Source organism: Leptolyngbya sp. O-77 (assembly GCF_001548395.1).
GTDB lineage: Bacteria > Cyanobacteriota > Cyanobacteriia > Elainellales > Elainellaceae > Thermoleptolyngbya.
The window spans coordinates 4,155,451-4,173,920 of sequence record NZ_AP017367.1; the positions used below are offsets into that span (position 1 = coordinate 4,155,451).

The following is an 18,470-nucleotide window of genomic DNA, read 5'->3' on the forward strand; positions in this document are numbered from 1 at the left end:
GCTCACTCCATTTTGCTTTCTTTGGCTTTCTTGAATTGCCAATTTTGGAGAAAAGCGCAGAAAAAAGCATGCAAAAGTTTACCCTTTGGTTCTGCTTCATCTACGCCCTACCTTAATGCCCTGCTGCCTGCGTTTACTCAAGGGGGCGCATCTTCTGACGAATCAACAGGTTCTGGTTGCAGGCTGTCTACCTGTTCCTCAATGGTCTTGATAATTTGGCTGAGGGCGGGCAGCACCTCCAACTTCGCGGCGACCATGCCCGACTCTAGACGAGCGCGATCGCGGATTTCGTTTAGCTTGGTCTGGAGTTGTCGGGCAATTCGTAGGGCATCTCGCTCTAGCGTGGCAATTTGCTGCTGCTGATAAAACTTCAGCGCGGCCCCGCGCAAAATTTGCAGCGTCGCCTCTTCGCCCTGTTCGGTGGGGATAAAGCGGAATCGCAGTAGTAGGCGCGTCCGCTCGTGTAGTCGCTCGATTTCGACCTGGCGGGGCTGTTCGACTGGCACCAGCGGCAGCCCAGCAAGCTGCTTCAGTTCAGCAATAATGCCTCGAAAATGACGCAAATCCAAGCGGTCAATGACGGATTGCAGTACCCCGTTTTGGCTCCAGAGGATGCGCCCCATAGCGGGGGCTGATGCTCGAAATAGAGCCGTCCAATACCCCCGATCAGGACTCGTCCCAACAGTTCTTGCAACAGTTCTGGCGGCGGCAAGGTGGCCAAGGTTTCCGCCGGACGGCTGAGATGGTTTAACTGGATGACGAGCGGCGGAATCGGGGTCATGAGTTGCGTGGGCACTTGGGGCGGCTGCTCGACGTTGATGAAGGTTGCGAGATAGTCTTGCAGGGTTTCTAGAGGAATATCGGGGGCGATCGCCGGGGTGGGCAACGGCTCTTCCTGCCTCTGAACAGCGGAGATGGATTCTGCTAACTCGTCTTCACCCAAAAATACCGCCTCGGAGGGTGGGGCTTCGGCACTCCGCTTTGCCGTGGGTGGGGACGAAACCGGATTCTCTTCGGCAGAATCGCGGCTTAGCGCCACCTTGGGTTCATCGTGAATTGGCTCTGGTCTTGCGTCAGCCTGTGATGCACTGGCTACATCGGAAAGCGAGTCCAGATCTGGAAATGGCTCAAAGGGATTGTCGGGCGATCGCCCTTCTGGCTCTGCTGCAAGAGCGGGTTGAACGGGTTCCGGCTGAACAGGTTCCGGGGCTGGCTCTGGTGCGGCGGGTGGCGTGCCCGAGGGCGCATAGATCGGCCGAAACCGGGGCGGCGCAAGCTCCTGGCTCAAATCTTCTGGGCTATCGACCACCAGCGTTGGCTGGGTGTTGCGGTCTAGCTTTTGCTCGGTGCGGATGCGGGGGGCGACTCGTGAACGACGATCGGCTTCGGCTTTATCCCTGGTATTGGCGCGATCGCCCAAACGGTCTGTCTCTTCTATGCCAGGAGGCGGACTGGGCTGGGCAGCGCGGCTGCCCGTATAGTGCAAATAGGCAGAAAGGGCAGCCTGGAGCGCATCGGACGAAATCGGCTGGGGCTGGGGATAATAGTTGTGGTAGGCGATAATACGGCGCACATAATCTGCGGCCGGGTTGTCTTCGGGGTTGACCATGCCCAGCAGCAGGCAGTTGTCTTCCAGCTTTAGCGGCAGCACTTGATAATACAAACACGCCTCAAAGGGCAAGATGCCGTCAATCAAGACAAACATCTGCTGGAGGTCTAGCGACTGCGCGAGGCTGCCTGGAAAATGAGACAAAACCGACCGATACTGAGCGTCGGCAGATGTTGCCCCGACTTTTTTGTTGAGCGGGGAGGTCATAAAATCGCACCGTTCCCAATCTTTAGGGATTGACCATGATTGATCATGATGGAAGCGAGCCGCTTCCAGCACCCTGGGCGGTTTGTTCACTCAAGCATACCCAGTCTTGCTGCAAATCGCCATCCGCAAGCCGCCAGCCTGCCCTGCCTGCGTTTGCGGCGGATGGCTCAGGCCAATTCTGAGTTGTCGGAGTCGTCAGACTGGGACGAGTTTCGCAGGCTGTGGGCAGACAGGTAGACCTTGACCCATTCTCCAGTAATTTGGTTCACCTTGAGATTGCGATGCTGGGCGATCGCCTCGGCGGTTTTCCAGGTTTTGAAATCCTGCACCAACTGCTGCTGTTCTGGGCTGAGGGCGTTATAGAACTCATCCCACTGATCAGGCGCAAGCCCCAGGTTATTGTCTACCGAAGTGCCCAGCCAGGTCATGACCAGTTCGGATTCAGCCTTGACAGCGAACACGCGCAGGGCGTGATAGCTAATTTTTTCCCGCAGTCGATAAACCTGCTTGACCGGAACCCCCAGCGCCGTGGCGATCGCCTCCTGCGACTTGCCTTGGAGATGCAGCCGTAGCCACTGCGCTGCCAGCGGATCAACCTCTTGGCTGAGATAGTTCAGAAAAGTCTGCTTGACCTCGTCGCGTAAGGCCTGCTGCTCTTCCCAATCGCGCTGCTGCTCATACCGGCTGAGCGCTTGAGAATCGAGCAGGCTCATGGCGCTGTCGCTATCGTCGGGAGCAATTTCCTCCGATACCAGCCGAATCAGTTCACCCGTCGGAACCTGGGTCATGCCGCCGCGCTGGGTGCGCCGCAGATAGTTGACAAACCGATAGACCAGCAGCGGCTGATTGCGAATCGGGCGCAGGCAATACTCCTCAATGCTGGCCAGCATCAGTCCGTCTCGCAGGCGGGGCTGGGTGGTGCAGCGAGCAATCCACTGCACCTGCTGGCGAATGTAGGTATCGTTTTGGATGAGTTCCTGAATCACTTCTTGCAGCACATCCATGACGCTGCGATGGCGATCGCGCGATAGCGCTACCCAGGTGCGGACTTTGCTGCGAATCAGGAATAGGCTGCTGAGGCGCTGTAGCAGGTTTTTGTAAGCCTGATCTGGCCGGACTCCTAAATAGCGCTGCTGCAAGATGCGATAGCGATAGTCCATCGCCTGCCGCGCCACCATAACTTGCACTGGGGTCATCTCATCAAAGCGCTCCGGCGCATCACCCAGCAGCCAGTGCAAGATTGCGTCCTGAAGGGTCGTGGGCTGGTCAGGATAGTCTTGCTGGAGCCGCGCCTGCCACTCGCGTTTTAGTTCCTCCGACCTCGACTCAGCCGTCGTCATAGCAATGTAGTCCTCAGTGCTGGCTTTCGTGCAAGCTTCGGTGCTGGCTTCCATGCTACTAGCTTTGACCATATATCTTGCGCTCCCTCGCTGATTGCTGGGTAGTTCGATCGGCTCCGCCGACCGGGTGTGTGACGATTCAACCTTTCCGCAACCATTTCATATTTGTCGGGTCAGTGTCATCACCCATTTAGGTACTCCAGACTCACCCAGGGCGATCGCCCTACAGGATTTTTGTCAAGTTTCTGGCGCATTTTTGACCCATCCCTGACCCATCCCTCGCATATTCCCAACATGTTCCTGGCATCACCAGGTCAATCCAGCAGAATTCCTCAAGTCGATTCGGGGTCTTCTTCAATTGCTGCCACCAGCCGTTGCAGCGTATCCGTCAACTGAGCCAGTCGCTCTAGCGTAGCATCCTGATTTTCTGCCAAGGTTTGTACCGTATCGCTCAAGGCGAAAATCTGATAGCCCTGCTGCTGCACCTGCTTGGACAACGTATCCATATGTCCCGTTAGCTGATCAACTGTTTCCGTCGTTGCCAGGACGGCTTCTCCAATTTCCCGCACCAGCGCTTCCAATGATGACGATTCAGTACTCACGTCCCTCTCCAAACACACGCCACAAACCAAACACACGCCACAAACACAAAATCATTCGACAAGACCATTTGACTGACCCTTGAAGCCTGAACCTGAAGCTCGGACAATCAGCTTAGACGACCAGCCCCTTGCCTAATCAGCTTGGACAACAATATATACCATCCTTATCGCCTCCCCCACCTCCTATCCCGCATTCTGCCCCGCACTTTCTCGCTTTTGCAAGGGATACAACCAGGCATTGGCTCAAACCTCGAACCTGATGAAGTATAGCTATCCTAAATGTCTTATCTGATTCCCAGTACACGTGAAGTGCCGATTTCTGAAATGGCTTGAGAGAGTGAGGCGCAACGATACAATAAATCATCAGAGGATTGGAACTGGATTTTCCAGGATTTTCTATGACCACCATCGCCACCAAGACCCAGTACGAAGCCGTTATCGGGCTGGAAACACACTGCCAACTCAGCACCGAAACCAAGATTTTTTCCAGCAGTTCGACTGCCTTTGGCGCTGATCCCAACACAAATATCGATCCGGTGTGTATGGGGCTACCGGGGACGCTGCCGGTGCTGAATCAGAAAGTGCTGGAATACGCGGTGAAGGCAGGTCTGGCGCTGAACTGTCAAATTGCACCCTACAGCAAGTTTGACCGCAAGCAGTATTTCTACCCCGATTTGCCGAAAAACTACCAAATTTCGCAGTATGACCTGCCCATCGCCGAGCATGGCTGGCTAGAAATCGAGCTAGAAGAAGAGGGACAGCCTGTTCGCAAACGCATCGGCATTACGCGGCTGCACATGGAAGAAGATGCGGGCAAGCTGGTTCACGGCGGGAGCGATCGCCTCTCTGGGTCTACCTTTTCGCTGGTGGACTACAACCGGGCGGGCGTGCCGCTGATCGAAATCGTGTCGGAACCCGACCTGCGCTCTGGAGCAGAGGCGGCAGAATATGCCCGCGAACTGCGCCGGATCATGCGCTATCTGGGCGTATCAGACGGCAACATGCAGGAAGGTTCTCTGCGCTGCGACGTGAACATTTCCATCCGTCCTGTGGGATCAGAAAAATTTGGCACGAAGGTGGAAATCAAAAATATGAACTCCTTCAATGCCATCGAGCGGGCAATTAACTACGAAATTGAGCGGCAGATCGAGGTGCTAGAGGCGGGCGATCGCCTCGTCCAAGAAACGCGCCTGTGGGAAGAGGGCAGTCAGCGCACCATCAGTATGCGGGTCAAAGAAGGCTCCAGCGACTATCGCTATTTCCCCGAACCCGACCTCGGTCCCATCGAAGTCTCTGCCGAACAGCTTGCCGCTTGGAAGAGCGAACTGCCGGAACTGCCCGCCGCCAAGCGCCGTCGCTACGAAGAAGACCTGGGGCTATCGCCCTACGATGCTCGTGTGCTGACGGACGATCGCGCGATGGCGGAATACTTTGAGGCGACCCTGGCCGCAGGCGCACCCGCCAAACAAGCCGCCAACTGGCTGATGGGCGATATCAGCGGCTATCTCAACACCGAAAAGAAAACCCTGGCTGACCTGCCCCTGACTCCCGAAACGCTGGCGGAAATGATCGGGCTGATCGAATCCAACACCATCAGCACCAAAATTGCCAAAGATATTCTGCCAGACCTGCTGACTCAGGGCGGCTCCGCTAAGGCACTGGTGGAAAAGAAGGGGCTGATCCAGATTTCTGACCCGGCTGCAATCGAAGCGGCGATCGCCAAGGTACTGGAAGCCCATCCCGCCGAACTGGAAAAATATCGCAGCGGCAAGAAAAACATGCTGGGCTTCTTCGTCGGTCAGGTGATGAAGCAAACCGGTGGCCGCGCCGACCCGAAGCTGACGAATCAGCTCTTGGTGAAGCAGTTGGATGGGTAGCCCGGCGGCTATCACCGCTATTCCGCGCTCTCCCTCATTCCAAATTCTTCAAATGCGCTGGATCAATGTGCGCTGGATCAATGGCTCCAAACAGTTTGCGATCGCGGAAGCCTGCGTCATTGGTCTAGTTTCAGGGCTGGCAGCGGTCATGCTCAAACAGAGCGTGGGCTGGCTGGGCGGGTGGCGGGTGCAATGGTCGCACCAGTTTACAGACTGGCTGGTGCTGCCGCTGGTGGGGTTGGTGGGCGGCGGGCTGGCGGGGCTGCTGATCGAGCGGCTGGCTCCGGAGGCGGCGGGCAGCGGCATTCCCCAGGTGAAGGCGGTGCTGGCCAATGTGGCGATCGCCCTCAATGTCCGTGTGGCCCTGGTCAAGCTGGTCAGCGTTATCCTGACGCTGGGCGCGGGGCTGAACTTGGGTCGCCAGGGCCCGACCGTGCAGATCGGTGCAGCGCTGGCCGCCCAGCTCAGCCAGTGGATTCCCACCTCGCCAGAATATCGTCGCCAGCTCATCGCATCGGGCGCGGCGGCAGGATTGGCGGCCGGCTTCAATGCCCCCATCGCAGGCATTTTGTTTGTGGTGGAAGAGTTTTTGCAAGATTTCTCCGGGATTACGCTGGGCACGGCGATTTTGGCATCCTTTGTGGGCGCAGTTGTGTCGCGGGTGCTGGGCGGTCGCAGCCTCAGCCTGGATCTGGGCATGACTTCTTATGAAGCGACGTTTTCGCTCTACGACGTGCCGCTTTTTCTAATTTTGGGGCTGCTGGCGGGGCTGCTAGGCTCGCTGTTTAGCCGAGGCATTTTTGTCAGCCTGACGCTCAACCGTCGGCTCCCGCTGGGGTTGCCAGGGCGAATTGGGTTGGCAGGGCTGCTGTCTGGGTTAGTCGTATCGCAACTGCCCGACAGTTTCCGAGACAATACAGGGCTGCAAGATCTGCTCAGTGGCGGCAACGCCGCCTGGTACTTGCTGCTGCTGGCCTTTGGCGCAAAGTTTTTGCTGACGCTGGTGGCCTACGGGTCGGGTGCGCCAGGAGGAATTTTTGCGCCGTCGCTGATTTTGGGGTCGGCGCTGGGGGCGCTGGTGGGCATTACGGGCAGCGGCTTGGAATCACTGCTGGGGCTTGCACCGCATGTCAGTCCAGCCAGTACCTATGCGCTGGCGGGGATGGGCGCGTTTTTCAGCGCGGTGACGCGGGGCCCGGTGACGGCGATCGTTATCGTGTTTGAAATCACCGCCAATTTCAACCTGGTGCTGCCGCTGATGATTGGGTCGGGCATTGCCTATCTGGTGGCGCAACGACTGGTGGGCAGTTCGTTCTATAGCCGCCTGCTGGAGTGGAACGGCATCCAGATTCAGTCGCCGGGAACCCAGCCCGCGCCCTGGCAAAAGCTAACGGCGGCAGCGGTGATGCAGCGGCGGGTAGAAACGCTGTCGAGCAGCCTGTCGCTGGATGAGGCGAAACAGGCCTTTGCGCGATCGCACCATCGCGGATTTCCGGTCGTAGACAACGGACGGCTGGTGGGCATCGTCACCCAGAGCGACCTGTCGGCTCCAGAGCGGCAGCCTGCCAATCCTGCGGCTGCAACCCTGTCAGACATGATGACACCGCAACCCGTAACCGTCCGCCCGTCTGACTCGCTCACCCATGTGCTGTTTTTACTGAATCGGTTTAAGGTCAGCCGCTTGCCCGTTACCGATGGACAAAAGCTGGTGGGCATTATCACCCGTGCCGACATTATTCGCGCCGAGTCTGATCAGCTCACGGGCGAGTCGCTGCAACTGGGGCCGCGTCCCGCCCCCTCTTACGAGGTCTACCGGACGCGATCGCCCGCCACAGGCCGGGGTCGGCTGCTGCTGCCCGTCAGCAATCCCCAGACGGCTCCGATTTTGGTGAAACTGGCGGGGGCGATCGCCCAGGCGCGGGGCTATGAACTGGAGGTGCTGCACGTCATTCTGGTGTCGCGGGCCCATCCGCCTTCGGAAACTGCCGTCCGCACCACCCAGGCACGACGATTGCTGCGGCAGATTGAGCATTTGGGGCAAAACTGGCAGGTGCCGGTGCATACGCAGATTCGTGTAGCCCACGACGCAGCGCAGGCGATGCTAGAGGCCATTAAAGCGCGGCATATCAACCTGGTTCTAATGGGCTGGAAGGGCAGCACCAGCACGCCAGGGCGTGTGTTTGGCACGGCAGTGGACACGCTGATTCGGCAGGCTCCCTGCGACGTGGTGCTGGTGAAGCTGGGCGAAGAGACGAGGTTCAATCACTGGCTGCTGCCGCTGTCGGGTGGGCCCAATGCCCAATATGCCCTGACGCTGCTGCCTGCACTCACGAGCCTCAGCCCTGACCCCAGCATCAAGCTTTGTCAGGTGTTGCCTGTAGACGAGCCGCTGGCGGATCTGTCGGTGATGGCGGCGGCAATGGACGAACTCCGCCAGCGGGTCAACTGTTCCATCACTACCCGCCCGATTCGGGGACATTCCGTGCCGGGGGCGATTTTGCGGCTGGCGTGGCAGGAACCCTGCGACGTGATTGTGCTGGGGGCTAGTCGCGAAAGCCTGCTGCAACAGGCGCTCACGGGCAATATCCCAGAAGCGATCGCCCGCAGCAGCGATTGCACCGTGATTCTTGTGCGAGCGGCGATCGCCCCAGAAGACCCCTGATGCAAATATCCAGGCACACAACCAAGCTAGAGTGATGCTTTGGGAAGAATGATCCCTTTGGAAATGGTGAAAACCAAGTGCGTTTGGGATTAATAAAATCGGTGACGTTAGGGTGCGGTTTTCTCAAGTTACAAACTGTTTCATTGACTGGTTTATAGTCTTCAGCAGTCTTTTCTTAAACCACCCGTGAGCGCTTCACCCTCTTCTTTGACAAAACTTTGGAACGCTTTTTGCTCCAGCGGGTTGAGCGGCCTGAAGGCGGCTACTCTGACGGGTTTGACTGTGACTGGGCTGGTGTTGGGGCTGCGGCAGGTGGGCGGGCTGGAACCGCTGGAACTGCGGATTTATGACCGGATGGTGCGCCTGCGATTTCGGGACGGATTGCTTGGCAATTCACCCGATTCGCCCGACCCGCGCCTGCTGGTGGTGGAGATTACCGAAGCGGATATCCAAGCGCTCCAGCGGTCTACACCGTCGGATGAAACGCTGGCCCAGGCGATCGCCCAGCTTCAGCAATATCAGCCCCGCGTCATCGGGCTAGACCTGCACCGCGACGTACCCCAGGAGCCGGGTCACGCCCAGTTGCAAGCTCAACTTCTGGCCCCAAACCTAGTCGCGATTACCAAACTGGGCGAGTCGGCGGGCGATTCGCGCAGCGATCCGTCCCGGAGTCGCATTCCACCCGCCGGGGTTGCCCGCCGAGCGCGTCGGGTTCAATGATTTTGTGATTGATCGATCGCGATGGGGTGATTCGCCGCAGCCTGCTATACGCCCACACCCGACACCGAAACCCATACGTCCCTGTCGCTGCGGCTGGCGATCGCCTACCTGAAGCCAGACGGCATCCGCCCGCGCCCCAGCGCCGCCCAATCCCGACGATTTGCAGCTTTGGCGCGTCCGCTTTTGTGCCGCTACAAGCCCAACTCCGGAGCTTACCAGCGCCTCGACAGCAGCGGCTATCAAACCCTGCTAGACTATCGCGCCCGCCAAAATCCGGCTCGCCGCGTCAGTTTGAGTCAGGTCTTGGCGCAGGACATTTCGCCAGAGTGGGTGCAGGACAAAATTGTGTTGATTGGGATGACGGCTCCCAGCGGCAAGGATTTGTTTTACACGCCCTTTAGCGCGGGCGAGGAGGTGAGCCACCAGATGCCGGGGGTGATGATTCACGCCCAGATGGTGAGCCAGTTTCTCGATGCTGCCACCGGAGCGCGATCGCCCTTCTGGTTTTGGGCAGAGTGGCAAGAGTGTCTGTGGATCTTGGGCTGGGCAACGGTCAGCGGGGCGATCGCCTGGAGCGTGCGCCATCCGATCGCGCTGGGCCTGAGCAGCGTGGGGCTGCTGGGGCTGATTGCAGGTGCTGGCTTTGGGCTATTTTTGCAGCAGGGCTGGGTGCCGACGGTGGCTCCGGCGATCGCCTCGATGATGGCGCTGGGCACGATCGTCGCCTACCGAGCGCAGCAGTCGCACCGCCAGCACCCAGATGGTGATGACGCTGCTGGGGCAAAACACCTCCCCCCGAAATTGCCGACGCGCTGTGGAATGCCCGCGATCGCCTGCTGGCCTCAGGCAAGCTGCCGGGTCAGCGGCTGGTCGCCACAATGCTGTTTACCGACATCAAAGGGTTCAGCACCATTTCTGAGCAAATGCCGCCGGAGGCGCTGCTGGAATGGCTGAATGAATATCTCGAAGCCATGACCCACGAAATTCAGCAGCACCACGGCATTATCAACAAGTTCACGGGCGACGGGCTGCTGGCGATTTTCGGGGTGCCCATGCCCCGCGTGGAGGAGCGCGAGGTCGATGAAGATGCCTATCAGGCGATCGCCTGCGCCCTGGCAATGGGCAAGCGGCTGGAGCAGTTAAACCAGATCTGGCAACAGCGCGGACTTCCGCCGATCCAGATGCGGGTGGGAATCTTCACTGGCCCCGTGGGTGGTGTGGGCAGCCTGGGCGGCAAGGAGCGAATGGAATACGGCGTGATTGGCGACAGCGTGAACACGGCATCTCGGCTGGAAAGCTGCCTCAAGGATCGCCAGGTCGATCTCTGCCGCGTGTTAATCGCTGAGGAAACGCTGATGCATGTCAAAGGCAAGTTTCAGGTAGAATCCTGGGGACCCTTAGCGCTCAGCGGCAAACAGCAGCTTGTGGAGGTCTATCGGGTGATTGGCTACGCAACGTGAGATTTTGGATTTTAGATTGGCGATTTTAGATTGCTGATCCGGGGATTACATCCAGGGATGGGGCAAGAGTTCGCTCAGCCGGATGTGATTCAAAGCTTTGAACCTATGTCCCCAAACCCTTTAACCTCTTTACGGACAGCGCGAAACATCCCAAAGCGGCACAGCCCCACGCCAAACGCCAGCCACATGAGCAAAATGGTCGGCACTTCTCGCAGCGATTTGATCAGGCCGGGAATGCCGAATTTCACCAGACCGGCGGGTCGCGCTACGCCCTGCCAGATCGAGTCGGGCCAGGAGGGCAGCGTTTCCTTTGACCAGTCGGCGGTGGTGACGGGGCCGTCGGTGAGGCCTGTGGCTTCTAGCAGTTCCGAAAACTCCTCGATACTGGCAAATTTTGGGTGCGACCACTGATCCAGCAGTTGTCGCATGACGATGCGCTCCCCAGAGATTCAGGGGGAATTTGGCGGTCGTCGCGCTGGTTCCAGTCGGCGACGACCAGCACGCCGCTGGGTTTCAGCACGCGCATCAGCTCTTTGGCAAAAATTGCTTTGTCGGGCATGTGTGGCCCGGCTTCCACCGACCAGACGACATCGAAACTGGCATCGGGAAAAGACAGCGCCATCGCGTCGTCTACCAGAAACTTGGCGCTGAGTCCGGCGGGTGTGAGTTCCTGCGCCCGCTTTACCTGCTGGGGGCTGATGGTGATGCCTGTGACGTTAAAGCCGTAGTCTTGCGCCAGGATGCGGCTGCTGCCGCCGATGCCGCAGCCCACGTCGAGCAGGGTGGAGCCACGCGGTAAGCGATCGAGTCCCCCCCAGCGCACCATTTCATGCACAAAGTCGGCCTTGGCTTTGAGAAAATCTTTGCGGCGCGGCGGGGAGCCGTAGTGTCCCAGATGAATATGTTCACCCCAGTAAAATTCCAGGATGCCGTCCTGCGTCCATTCGTCGTAGGAGCGGGCGACGGAGTCGCCAGACTGGTAGCGGCGGGCCGTAAGCAGGTAAAGAATTAAACCAAGGGCGGCGATCGCCCCGGTCGCCAGAAGCATCAGCGCAAAGAATGAACCCATTGAGAATCCGACCCAAACGACTATGATGAAAACTTGGATGAAAACTTGTGGATGAGAACGGGTTGAACCCTGATTCTTAATGTAACAAGCTTTAACAAACGACAGGATTGATCAGACCAATGGACTCGATGGATTCTCTGAACTGGGTGATGGGCGGGCTGGCCGTGGTGATTTTGATCGGCGGAATGCTGATGATGTTTACGACGGTGTTTACCACCAAGCGATAGAAGGATTGCGGCCGCTATCCATCGCGGCGATGTACCCGAAATTCTTGCTCTAGCGTGGGTAGCTCGATGGTGTCTTGGGCAAGCTGGGCGATCGCCTCCACGTCTGCCAGCTTTTCTCGCAAAATCTCGACCCGATCTTGGAGGCGGGCGCGAATTACCTGCGGCCCGGCGCTGACGCAATCGCTACAGGCTTCGCCACAAATCACGCCCTGGTCGTTGTAAATCACCGCCAGCAAGAGCTGGTTTGAGCCGCTACGAATGGGACGCGACTCGCGACCGCAAATCGAGCAGAATACTGGAACGTTGCCAAAATAGATGCTTTGTTCCCAAACGATCTTCACAGGCTTAACCTCGATTGCGTGGCGCTAGATGGCAGAATCGGGCAGGTCTTAGGACGGTCAGAGCCAGCAGAGCCAGACTGTAGCACCCGCCCGAAGACTCGATACGGCGCACTCGTTGACAGGTTGACAGAGCGGCCCCCTCAATTCATCCCTAGTTTGTGACCAAAAGCCTAGCCTTGCTGTTTGGTTTAAGGATGTTTTTTGAATCACAGATTTGGGGGTGCAGACCGTGAGACGTTTGAAAAATGGCTACAAAAATTGCCTCACAGGCCAGGAATCCGGTCGCTGTAAGGCAAGGACAGTTAAACGCTACTTTTAGTGTGGGGGGCGATCGCCCTCATGACCTCGGTCGCTGTGCCGATTTTTTGGGTGTCCTGGGGCGCGATCGCATCTATCTTAGGGAATAGTCTGGTGATCTGGGTCACAAGTTGCCCTCCGAGTCCGGCGCGATAGCCCCAAGGCTGAAATCAGGCAGAAGCAGCCCAACGTTGCTTTATTTTCTGGGTTTTGAGGCTTTTGAGAGAAGAGACTGGGGGCGATTGGGCGGCGATTGGGGGGCGATTGGGCGGAGATTGGGCGGCGATTGGGGGGCGATCGCCCAAAGTCCCTCCTGGAATTAGCTTTACAAAACGTTATTTTGTCATGCGTCCTGGGCAGATTAAATACAATCAGGTCTCTACAGCATCTTCTTTCAGGGTGAGGCACGCGCTGCCCTCGCGGGGCAAGGGATTCTTGTTTATCCGCGTACCTCACTAGCTTCAAAAACGCCGTAGCTGCATCTAGCAGAGCTTCTGCGGTTGCTGACCCATTGATTCTTTCGCGTTTTCCCTTACTTCATCCTGAACCAATCCTGCGAAGAACCCTCTATGCTTAGCCAGATGAAACGCCTTAGCTTGGAGACCGAAGGCCAGTATGCAACTGATGCAGACCTACAATTTTTGCGAGACTATACAAAATCCTACGGGCTGCGACTCGAAACTTATCAACGCATCCAGAGTGTAGAGGCGCTGCTGGTGAACCAGGTTCAGCAGTACATGATGAGCAAAGACCCGACTCTGTTTCAGGGCGGCGGCACTGACCTGACCACCAAGTGGAAGCGGGATACGGTGCGGGTGCTGCGCTATTCTGCGGTGGCGATGCTGCTTAACGATCCAGAAACGCTGCAAGAGCGCTTTTTGCTATGGTTTCAAACCATCATGCGGGCCTTTGGCGCACAGCGAAGCTGCAACGCGACCTATGAAGCCATGCAGTATGTGGTGCGACAACACCTGACCCCAGTGCAAGCCAGCCTGTTTTGCCCCATTCTAGAAATCAACCGGCATCTGCTTGGCGGCAATCCTGCTTAAGCGACATAAATCAAACCAAAAGCTTCAAAGCGTAAGCTTCCTGGGCGAGTCGTTGGGCTAACGGCTTGTAGAGGGAGCTTCTTTCATCTTTGCGACCGCTTTTTTGCAACAAGCGGCGCTAAGGGGTCGCGCTGAGCATCCTGTCAGACCAAGGGGATTGTTACGAAGCGAAATGTTGCCAATCCTGAAGTGGTTGGCTAAATCCTGTAAATTTCAAAAGACGATTGCCCAAAAACCGTGGTTTTTTGTTTCGGGGGCCACGTCCACCCATTATTAAAGAATATATTGTAGAGAATCAGAAGTAATACGGATGCTTCGTGGGGCTGTTGACTCAAGCGGCTGTTAACTCAAGCGACTGTATGCTTTAGGTGATTTTGACTGGGGTGAGGGTTCGCTATGCCAGTGAGATTTTGTGAGTTGCGATCGCCCGAAGGGGGCGCGGATGGGTTTGGCATGTACCTGGGCGGGGCTGGACAGGCGGGTGGGCTTGCACCAGATACGCTCATCAAGCCCCGGCCCAAGTCTTGGCGATGGCTAATTGTAGGGCTGACAAGCTGCGCGGCTTTGGGCGGCGTGGCGGCATCGGCGCTGCTGTGGATGCTAATGCTGCCGCCCGCACCCGATTGCAAAACAGGGTCGCCACTAGCTCCCGATATGGAGCGGCTGTTTTGCGCTCAGCAGGCGGCTCGATCGGGTGAGCTGAACGAGCTACTGTCGGGTCTAGCGCTGATTGAAACCTGGACTCCAGAACACCCCCTCTATCAAGAGGCGCAGCGATCGGTTGAAGAATGGTCGAAGGGGCTGCTGGTGATCGCCCGCCAGAAGATGAACGCCAGCGATTTGCAAGGTGCAGTGGAAATTGCCCGCAGAATTCCTAAGTCTAGCTCGGTGCGGGCTGATGCAGAGGCGGCGATCGCCACCTGGCAGGGCATTTGGCGGCAGGGCGAGGCGCTGGTAGCGGCCGCCCAAACCGCTATGAAAGAGCAAGCCTGGGGTAACGCCTCGGAGGTGATCCGAGATCTGGGCGAGATGAGCCATCCCTACTGGGGTAACCAGCGGGCCCGGGCGCTGTCGGAACAACTGCTGGTAGAGCGCAAGGCAAGACAGCAGTTTGCCGAGGCTCAGAAGGCTGCCCAATCAGGTAAATTGCCCGATTTGGGCAAGGCGATCGCCCAAGCGGGGCGGATTGACAAGGGCAGCTATGCTTGGGGCGACGCTCAGCCCATGCTGAACCAGTGGAGCGATCGGCTGCTGGGCGCGGCCTTCCAGCTTTGGAAGGAGCAAAAGTTTGATCAGGCGATCGCCCTCACCAAGCAGGTGGAGGTCAATCCCGGCCGGGCTGAAATGGCGAAGGATTTGATCCATCTCAGCGAGGCGCGGAAGCTGGCTGTTTCCACCTGGACAAACTGGGTCGCCACGCCACAGCACGTCATAAGCATGATGGAGGCTATCTCTGCCGTGAAGCAGATTAAGCCCACTAGCGCCTACTATGCCCAGGCGCAGAGCAGTCTGGCAAGCTGGCAGATTCAGCTAGACGGATTGCGGCAGTTGCAACTGGCGCAGATGACAGCGGGCGTGGGAACTGTGGAGACGCTGAAGACGGCGATCGCCCAGGCCGAAAAAATTCAGCCAGGACACCCGCGCCGCCTCCAGGCGCAGACGATGATTGCCCACTGGCACCGCGAAATCGAGCGGCTGGAGGATCGACCCATTCTGGCGCGGGCGCGGCGGCTGGCTACTGAGGGCACGGTTCCCTCGCTGCAAGCGGCGATCGCCCAGGCCGGGCAAATTGCCGACGGTCGTGCGTTGCGAGGCGAAGCGCAGGCGTTAATTCGCGACTGGACGCGCCAGATCCAGGTGATCGAAGACCAGCCCTATCTCAACCTGTCGCGGACGCTGGCGCGACGCGGCCGCCTGCGAGAGGCGATCGCCGCAGCGGCACTGGTGCGTCCCAATCGGGCGCTGTATCCCCAGGCGCGGGCTGCGATTCGAGATTGGCAGGCCGAGCTAAATCGCCTCAACTCCTCGCCCATGCTGCCGGATCGCCCTATTCCTGGCCCTAGCCCAACCCTGGAACCTCCCGTCGGAGGCAGCCGATCGGGGGCGATCGCCCCTGCGCCAGACGCTTCACTTGACGAGACAAAAGAGCCGAAATATCGCTTGCCGCAAGCCCCCACCCGCAGCACTCCGGGTCAGCCTGCGCCATCGGGCAACCTCCCCCGCCCATCTGTGCAAACGCCCATCGCGCCCGAATCTAGCGCTACGCCCCAGCCTGAATCCACGCCCAAGGATATTTCTGGACTGACAGAACCCGAAGCGCCTCAGATTGTGCCACCTGCGCCGCCTGCGCCGCCTGTGAACGTTGCGCCGCCGCGCGTCGTAGAGCCGCCGCCGCGTGTGGTAGAGCCGCCACCTCGATTTGAGCGTCCCCAGGCAGCGCCCGTGCGAGAGGCTCCGCCCGAAGCCGCTCCGGTTCGCGGGGAACGTCCCGCCGCGCTGGAATCAGTCCCCATGTCGCCGCCTAGCGAACCCGGGCCCCAGGCGATGGAGCCAGAATCCGCCAATTTCACCGAGTCGCAATCCTAGCGCTGCCGCCAGACATCGTTCCTGGGTTGGGAAATTTGGCGTGTCGATTGGCTTGTTTGCCTAGATCAGCCGAACAGAGCGTTGGCTCCAGCCTTGCGGAGCAACATCGCCCTCTGAAGGAACAACCCGGGCGATCGCTCTGGCTTCGGTATACCCAGCCTGGTGAAGTGCCGACAGACAAGCCGGGGCTGTTTCTGCTGGCACGCAGCCTAACAGCCCGCCAGCGGTTTGTGGGTCAAACAGGATGTCGGCTGGAATTTCGGACGAGCGCAACTGAGACACCTGCTCCCAATCCTGCACCCAGCGGGCCGCCGCCAGGTTTTGTGGATGCAGGGAACTGCGGAATCCCTGATGCAACGTTTCTGCTGCACCGGGCAACAGCGGCAGTGCCGACAGATTTAACTGTACGCCCACAGGCTCCGATGCCCGCAGCATTTCCACCAGATGCCCCAGCAGCCCAAAGCCCGTGACATCTGTGCAGGCGTGAGCGCCATGCGCCCGAAAGATAGCCGCCGCTGCCTGGTTCGATTGCAGCATCGTGGCGATCGCCCCTTCGATCCAGCGGCCCTTCGCCTGCCGCTGCATGTCTGCGGCAAACAGCGTGCCCGTGCCCAGGGGTTTCGTCAAAATCAGCACGTCACCCGGTCGCAAGCCGCCCTTGTGCAGCAGGTGGGACGGTTCCGCCAGTCCATTGCAGGTAAAGCCTAGCGCCAGCTCTGCCCCTTCGACGGTATGCCCGCCAATCAGCACGGCCCCAGCCGCGTGGAGCGTTTTGGTCGCGCCCGCCAACAGGTGAAATAGGGTTTCTTCCTGCTTGGCATCGGTGGCGTAGGGCAACGTGGCGATCGCCAGCGCACTCTGGGGACTCGCGCCCATCGCAAACAGGTCGCTCAGCGCATGGTTCGCCGCAATCTGTCCAAATACGAACGGATCATCCACCAGCGCCCGAAAGTAGTCCACCGTTTGCACTAGCACCTGCCCAGCGGGTATCTGCACCACCGCCGCATCATCCGGCGCATCCAGCCCCAGCAGCACGTCCTCCCGCCGCAGCTCCGGCAGTTCCGCCTGCACCCGTTTTAGTGCGCGGTCGAGGGTTTGGCTGCCGATTTTGGAGCCGCAGCCAGCGCAGTGGGGAGTGTTGGGGTGTTGGGGTGTTGGGATAATGGAGAGAGGGGGAGAGGGAGGGAGGGGGAGAGGGAGAGAAGGTCGTGTCTTGTTCTTCAACCCCCAACCCCTAACCCCTGACCCCTCATCTCTCATCTCCGGTAAGTCCGAGAACTTCTCCATGAAACGGCGATCGATGCGATCTTTCCAGTTCCAGAGCCAGGGGGTGGGGCCGAGGTGCAGCGGACCGCGGGAGGCGACGGCGGCGCGATCGCCCAGGCCTACCAAAATCAAAAACTCTTTTTGTGGCACGAAGGGCTTCAGCGGGTTGCCCAGGACGGCGCGTTGCAGATTTTCAAACAAGGGCTTGCCCTGGCGCACGGCAAACACGCCCGCTTTGGGTCGCGGATGGTGAACCATCGTGGCGACATCGCCCGCCGCGAAAACCTGGGGATGGGAGGTGGATTGCAGACAATCGTTGACCTGCACAAAGCCGCGATCGTCGGTTGCCAAGCCGGATTCCTTCAGCCAGGGTGCGGCGGCAGCTTGCGTCACCCAGAAGGGGCGATCGCACTCGATCCAGCGTCCAGACTCGCAGCGCAATCCGTCCGGCTCCACGGCTGCCACCGTTTCGCCCAAATGAAGCTGAATGCCGCGCTGAGTCAGGATTTGCTGCATCTTGCGCCGCATTCCGGGGCTGCGCTCTGGCAAAATCTCGCGGCCGCGATGCAGCAGATGCATCTCTAGCGGCGTGTCGGGATGGCCCGCCTGCTGCAAAACCCGTCGCAGCCGCGCCTGCACATTCAGCGCCAGCTCTACGCCGCCCGCACCGCCACCCACAACGCCCAGCCGCAGAGGGTTCTGGGGCTGTTCGGACACCTGCTGAACGATCGCCTCCCACTGCGCCAAAAATTGCGAAATCGGCTTCACAGGGATGGCGTGTTCCGCAGCACCGGGAACCGTGGACACAGCGGGCGTGCTGCCAATGTCGAGGGAGAGCCAGTCGAAGGCGATCGCCGGATGTTGGGCACACAGGACTCGATTTTGCGCCAGGTCTAGCCCAATCGCGCGATCGCCAATCAGCCGCGCCCCGGCAAAATTCGCCAGCGGTCGCAGGTCAATGTGGCACTCGTCGAAGTCGTACAGCCCCGCCACGTATCCCGGCAGCATCCCCGAATAGGGCGTGTGCATCACGTCGGTAATCAGCGTCAGCCGCACGCCAGGAATCGGGTTCATGCCCCACATCCGCAGGGCGATCGCGTGGCTGTGTCCGCCCCCGATCAGCACTAGGTCTTGCGTAATGGGCGTGGGCGCTTCCAA

At 59.0% G+C, this 18,470-nt stretch carries 17 protein-coding genes; 8 read left to right on the forward strand and 9 right to left on the reverse strand.

Annotation, left to right across the window (positions count from 1 at the left end; genetic code table 11):
• Positions 1–137: 137 nt before the first annotated feature.
• The 4 genes from O77CONTIG1_RS17620 to O77CONTIG1_RS17635 form a co-directional block, all read right to left on the reverse strand.
• Complete coding sequence (locus O77CONTIG1_RS17620) at positions 138–563, reverse strand: hypothetical protein (RefSeq protein ID WP_068513205.1); 426 nt, start codon at positions 561–563, stop codon at positions 138–140.
• The gene (locus tag O77CONTIG1_RS17625) at positions 530–1,816 is read right to left on the reverse strand and encodes a hypothetical protein (RefSeq protein ID WP_068513208.1); all 1,287 of its coding nucleotides are present in this window, start codon (positions 1,814–1,816) and stop codon (positions 530–532) included. The genes O77CONTIG1_RS17620 and O77CONTIG1_RS17625 overlap by 34 nt, the downstream gene beginning before the upstream one ends.
• 167 nt (positions 1,817–1,983) lie before the next feature.
• A complete protein-coding gene (locus tag O77CONTIG1_RS17630) occupies positions 1,984–3,228 on the reverse strand; it encodes a HetZ-related protein 2 (RefSeq protein ID WP_286132382.1) in 1,245 nt (414 codons plus the stop codon).
• A gap of 260 nt (positions 3,229–3,488) precedes the next feature.
• Positions 3,489–3,758, reverse strand: coding sequence for a hypothetical protein (locus O77CONTIG1_RS17635; RefSeq protein WP_084782807.1), 270 nt, complete (start codon positions 3,756–3,758; stop codon positions 3,489–3,491).
• 398 nt (positions 3,759–4,156) lie between these two features.
• Between O77CONTIG1_RS17635 and gatB the strand changes: the two genes are divergently transcribed.
• From gatB to O77CONTIG1_RS26325, 5 genes are all read left to right on the forward strand, one after another.
• Positions 4,157–5,635: an Asp-tRNA(Asn)/Glu-tRNA(Gln) amidotransferase subunit GatB gene (gene gatB, locus O77CONTIG1_RS17640; protein ID WP_068513213.1), complete on the forward strand. Its 1,479-nt coding sequence runs from the start codon at positions 4,157–4,159 to the stop codon at positions 5,633–5,635.
• Positions 5,628–8,297: a chloride channel protein gene (locus O77CONTIG1_RS17645; protein ID WP_286132383.1), complete on the forward strand. Its 2,670-nt coding sequence runs from the start codon at positions 5,628–5,630 to the stop codon at positions 8,295–8,297. The genes gatB and O77CONTIG1_RS17645 overlap by 8 nt, the downstream gene beginning before the upstream one ends.
• 207 nt (positions 8,298–8,504) lie before the next feature.
• A complete protein-coding gene (locus O77CONTIG1_RS26315) occupies positions 8,505–9,017 on the forward strand; it encodes a CHASE2 domain-containing protein (protein ID WP_225894609.1) in 513 nt (170 codons plus the stop codon).
• 123 nt (positions 9,018–9,140) lie between these two features.
• Complete coding sequence (locus O77CONTIG1_RS26320; protein WP_286132716.1) at positions 9,141–9,971, forward strand: CHASE2 domain-containing protein; 831 nt, start codon at positions 9,141–9,143, stop codon at positions 9,969–9,971.
• Positions 9,896–10,477, forward strand: coding sequence for an adenylate/guanylate cyclase domain-containing protein (locus O77CONTIG1_RS26325; RefSeq protein WP_156435431.1), 582 nt, complete (start codon positions 9,896–9,898; stop codon positions 10,475–10,477). The genes O77CONTIG1_RS26320 and O77CONTIG1_RS26325 overlap by 76 nt, the downstream gene beginning before the upstream one ends.
• Before the next feature lie 89 nt (positions 10,478–10,566).
• On the opposite strand, the gene O77CONTIG1_RS28095 is transcribed toward O77CONTIG1_RS26325, so the two are convergent.
• The 4 genes from O77CONTIG1_RS28095 to O77CONTIG1_RS27135 all read right to left on the reverse strand — a co-directional run bounded on the left by O77CONTIG1_RS28095 (position 10,567) and on the right by O77CONTIG1_RS27135 (position 12,539).
• Positions 10,567–10,905 carry a hypothetical protein gene (locus O77CONTIG1_RS28095; protein WP_317134131.1) on the reverse strand — a complete coding sequence of 113 codons (339 nt, stop codon included), beginning with the start codon at positions 10,903–10,905 and terminating at the stop codon, positions 10,567–10,569.
• The gene (locus tag O77CONTIG1_RS17655) at positions 10,836–11,546 is read right to left on the reverse strand and encodes a methyltransferase domain-containing protein (protein ID WP_317134132.1); all 711 of its coding nucleotides are present in this window, start codon (positions 11,544–11,546) and stop codon (positions 10,836–10,838) included. The genes O77CONTIG1_RS28095 and O77CONTIG1_RS17655 overlap by 70 nt, the downstream gene beginning before the upstream one ends.
• Before the next feature lie 241 nt (positions 11,547–11,787).
• Positions 11,788–12,114, reverse strand: coding sequence for a hypothetical protein (locus O77CONTIG1_RS17660; RefSeq protein WP_068513220.1), 327 nt, complete (start codon positions 12,112–12,114; stop codon positions 11,788–11,790).
• 302 nt (positions 12,115–12,416) lie between these two features.
• A complete protein-coding gene (locus O77CONTIG1_RS27135) occupies positions 12,417–12,539 on the reverse strand; it encodes a hypothetical protein (protein ID WP_286132384.1) in 123 nt (40 codons plus the stop codon).
• A gap of 63 nt (positions 12,540–12,602) precedes the next feature.
• Between O77CONTIG1_RS27135 and O77CONTIG1_RS27140 the strand changes: the two genes are divergently transcribed.
• From O77CONTIG1_RS27140 to O77CONTIG1_RS17670, 3 genes are all read left to right on the forward strand, one after another.
• Complete coding sequence (locus O77CONTIG1_RS27140) at positions 12,603–12,734, forward strand: hypothetical protein (RefSeq protein ID WP_286132385.1); 132 nt, start codon at positions 12,603–12,605, stop codon at positions 12,732–12,734.
• Positions 12,735–12,992: 258 nt separating this feature from the next.
• Positions 12,993–13,460 carry a phycobilisome protein gene (locus tag O77CONTIG1_RS17665; RefSeq protein WP_286132386.1) on the forward strand — a complete coding sequence of 156 codons (468 nt, stop codon included), beginning with the start codon at positions 12,993–12,995 and terminating at the stop codon, positions 13,458–13,460.
• A 396-nt stretch (positions 13,461–13,856) separates the two neighbouring features.
• Entirely contained in the window at positions 13,857–16,046 is a 2,190-nt protein-coding gene (locus O77CONTIG1_RS17670; protein ID WP_068513225.1) for a hypothetical protein, read from the forward strand.
• Positions 16,047–16,106: 60 nt separating this feature from the next.
• On the opposite strand, the gene selD is transcribed toward O77CONTIG1_RS17670, so the two are convergent.
• The gene (gene selD / locus O77CONTIG1_RS17675; protein ID WP_068513228.1) at positions 16,107–18,470 is read right to left on the reverse strand and encodes a selenide, water dikinase SelD; all 2,364 of its coding nucleotides are present in this window, start codon (positions 18,468–18,470) and stop codon (positions 16,107–16,109) included.

What these genes read in the sequence shown, in the direction of transcription:
- O77CONTIG1_RS26325 (WP_156435431.1), top strand. Translation starts at nt 9,896, where the DNA reads ATGCTGTTTACCGACATCAAAGGGTTCAGCACCATTTCTGAGCAAATG.
- O77CONTIG1_RS17655 (WP_317134132.1), bottom strand. Translation starts at nt 11,546, where the DNA reads ATGGGTTCATTCTTTGCGCTGATGCTTCTGGCGACCGGGGCGATCGCC.
- O77CONTIG1_RS17645 (WP_286132383.1), top strand. Translation starts at nt 5,628, where the DNA reads ATGGGTAGCCCGGCGGCTATCACCGCTATTCCGCGCTCTCCCTCATTC.
- O77CONTIG1_RS28095 (WP_317134131.1), bottom strand. Translation starts at nt 10,905, where the DNA reads ATGCGACAACTGCTGGATCAGTGGTCGCACCCAAAATTTGCCAGTATC.
- O77CONTIG1_RS17630 (WP_286132382.1), bottom strand. Translation starts at nt 3,228, where the DNA reads ATGGTCAAAGCTAGTAGCATGGAAGCCAGCACCGAAGCTTGCACGAAA.
- gatB (WP_068513213.1), top strand. Translation starts at nt 4,157, where the DNA reads ATGACCACCATCGCCACCAAGACCCAGTACGAAGCCGTTATCGGGCTG.
- O77CONTIG1_RS17665 (WP_286132386.1), top strand. Translation starts at nt 12,993, where the DNA reads ATGAAACGCCTTAGCTTGGAGACCGAAGGCCAGTATGCAACTGATGCA.
- O77CONTIG1_RS17625 (WP_068513208.1), bottom strand. Translation starts at nt 1,816, where the DNA reads ATGACCTCCCCGCTCAACAAAAAAGTCGGGGCAACATCTGCCGACGCT.
- O77CONTIG1_RS17670 (WP_068513225.1), top strand. Translation starts at nt 13,857, where the DNA reads ATGCCAGTGAGATTTTGTGAGTTGCGATCGCCCGAAGGGGGCGCGGAT.